The organism is Leuconostoc sp. S50, from assembly GCF_016624925.1.
In the GTDB taxonomy this organism is placed as follows: Bacteria; Bacillota; Bacilli; order Lactobacillales; family Lactobacillaceae; genus Leuconostoc; species Leuconostoc pseudomesenteroides.
Genome location: NZ_JACVUE010000023.1, coordinates 1 through 2,410, shown reverse-complemented (window position 1 = coordinate 2,410; position 2,410 = coordinate 1). Strand labels below are relative to the sequence as shown.

2 protein-coding genes are annotated in these 2,410 nt (G+C 34.9%); both read left to right on the top strand.

The window, feature by feature from the left end:
- The first annotated feature begins 242 nt into the window (after positions 1–242).
- Positions 243–650 (top strand): hypothetical protein, encoded by a 408-nt coding sequence (locus tag IAE53_RS11205; protein WP_200136518.1) that lies wholly within the window; start codon positions 243–245, stop codon positions 648–650.
- Positions 651–698: 48 nt separating this feature from the next.
- On the top strand, positions 699–2,231 hold the full coding sequence (locus IAE53_RS11200) for a ClC family H(+)/Cl(-) exchange transporter (protein WP_200136517.1): 1,533 nt from the start codon (positions 699–701) through the stop codon (positions 2,229–2,231).
- The last annotated feature ends 179 nt before the right edge of the window (positions 2,232–2,410 follow it).

Genomic DNA, 2,410 nt, shown 5'->3' with positions numbered 1-2,410 from the left:
ATTAGTCACAAATGGGTTAGTGCTTGATAGGTACTAGCTTTTTTGTTTGCAATTAAAAGTGAAAGGATATAAAAAATGAAATTGAAACTAAAGAAATCTTGGGTCTATGTATCTGAAAGAATTTCTATTATTGGACTTGATGTACTGATGAGTACAAATATATATGATTAGTCACAAATGGGTTAGTGCTTGATAGGTACTAGCTTTTTTGTTTGCAGTTAAAAATGAAAGGAATAAATAAAATGCCAACAAAGATATGGTTAAAGCCAGAACAATTAGAGCTGTATATTAAGCAGTTAGAACGGTTTAGAGACTTATATAGTCAACTCGACCAAACACTAGAAACTGATAGACAAGGCTTTCAATTCAAAGCTGGTGCGCCAAACTTCCAAACAACGTTGAGCATATCAATGCAATTACAAGCCAAAATCAGGCAAGCACAATCTCAAACTTACGGAGATGTGCTTTTTTTTAACAAAGAATTAGTATCTAGGGTGCAAGAATTGGTTTCAAAATCAATTGAGCTAACCTTTGCTTATCGTGATTTAGACTTGCTAATTAAGGGAACTGATCGTAATACCGAAAGCGGGTTGAATAAGATTGAAGAACAGTTGTATCAAGCAAAAAGGCAACTTGCCGAAAAACATTAATAGTTTTTATGCTTGGAATCAAACTCGTTTTTGTTGTACACTGATTTTATGTTTAAAAAAAGAATTAGACTCAATACATCAAAGCTGTCAGTAGTATTATATGGTGCACTTATAGGTTTTTTAACAGGAATAGTTGTTAGTGTTTTCCGATGGACAATTGAAAAATTGCTTCAATTTGTGCAAGCGTTGTATGTAGATATTTCACATGGCAATATAATGCTAATATTTTTTTTGATGATAGCCAATTTTATAGGCTTTTTAATTGTTGCATGGATGTTAAACAAAGAACCTAATATATCCGGTTCCGGCATCCCGCAGGTTGAAGGTCTATTATTAGGTGAACTAAAAATAAACTGGTGGTCGACATTGTGGCGAAAATTTATATCAGGAATTTTGGCTATTGGTAGTGGTTTGATGCTGGGGCGGGAAGGTCCCTCAATTCAACTGGGTGCATCAATTGGTCACGGTGTAGCATCATATAAACATCTTAGTCATAATCAATCGAAAGGGCTTATAGCCAGTGGTGCCGCTGCTGGTTTATCAGCTGCATTCAATGCACCTTTAGCCGGCGTTATGTTTGTATTGGAAGAAGTCTATCACAGTATTTCTCCCTTTGTCTGGGTTGGTGCATTGACAGGCGCAAGCGTTTCGGATTTTGTCTCTACGGTTTTGTTTGGCCAAACACCAGTTTTATCTGTTGGTCACTTAAGTGTTTTCCCGGTACAGTTATATGGCTTATTGTTGGTATTTGGTATTATATTAGGTTTATTTGGCTTTTTATATCAAAAAGTTTTACTATTCAGCTTAAATTGTTACAGTAAAATTAAGGTCCCTAAATATTTATACGGTATTGTGCCGTTTACTTTGGTGATACCAATTGGAATCTTATGGCCAAATCTTTTGGGTGGGGGCAATAATTTAATTTTGTCGCTGAAAGAAACACCTTTGACAATGAAAATGATCATCGTAATTTTGTTAGTTCGATTTGTTTTCTCAATGATTAGTTACGGTTCCGGTCTGCCAGGAGGCATCTTTTTACCTATTTTGACTTTAGGTGCACTAAGTGGCGCATTAATGGCTCATATATTTGTCTATTTACATCTCATGAGTGCAAATTATGCTTTAAACTTTATTGTGATCGGTATGGCCGGTTACTTCGCATGTATTGGTAAAGCACCATTTACTGCAATTATTCTTATTTTTGAGATGGTGGGGAGTGTGACCCACATTTTACCTTTAGCACTTGTAAGTTTAGTAGCCTACTTAGTAGTTGATCTATTAAATGGTGCGCCAATATATGAATCTTTGCTAGAACGTTTGTTAAAAAGAAAACCAGTGCATCTAACGATGTCCTCCATGACAACCACGGAAGTGCCAGTTCTTGCTGGTGGTATCTTAGAAGATCAACAAATAAGAGATTTGCAACTGGGTTCCAATAGTTTGATTACACTGGTCAAGAGATCTGAACATGTACTGATTCCAAAGGGCGATTTAGTATTACGAGCTGGTGATATTATTTATATTAGAGCGAGTCAAAATGACACACGACTGATAAGAAATCAAATAAGCGTCAAGAATTGAAAAACGACTCTGAAAAATTTTCCAGGGTCGTTTTTATTTAACTTCAAAAACAAAATCTTCATTATGCTTAATACTTTAATATATTGTGTTTTAAAAAATAAAATAATAAGCAACATTGTGAAATGTTGAACTTGTTATAAGGGGTAAATACCTAGACTAAAATAATCATAATTAAGGAG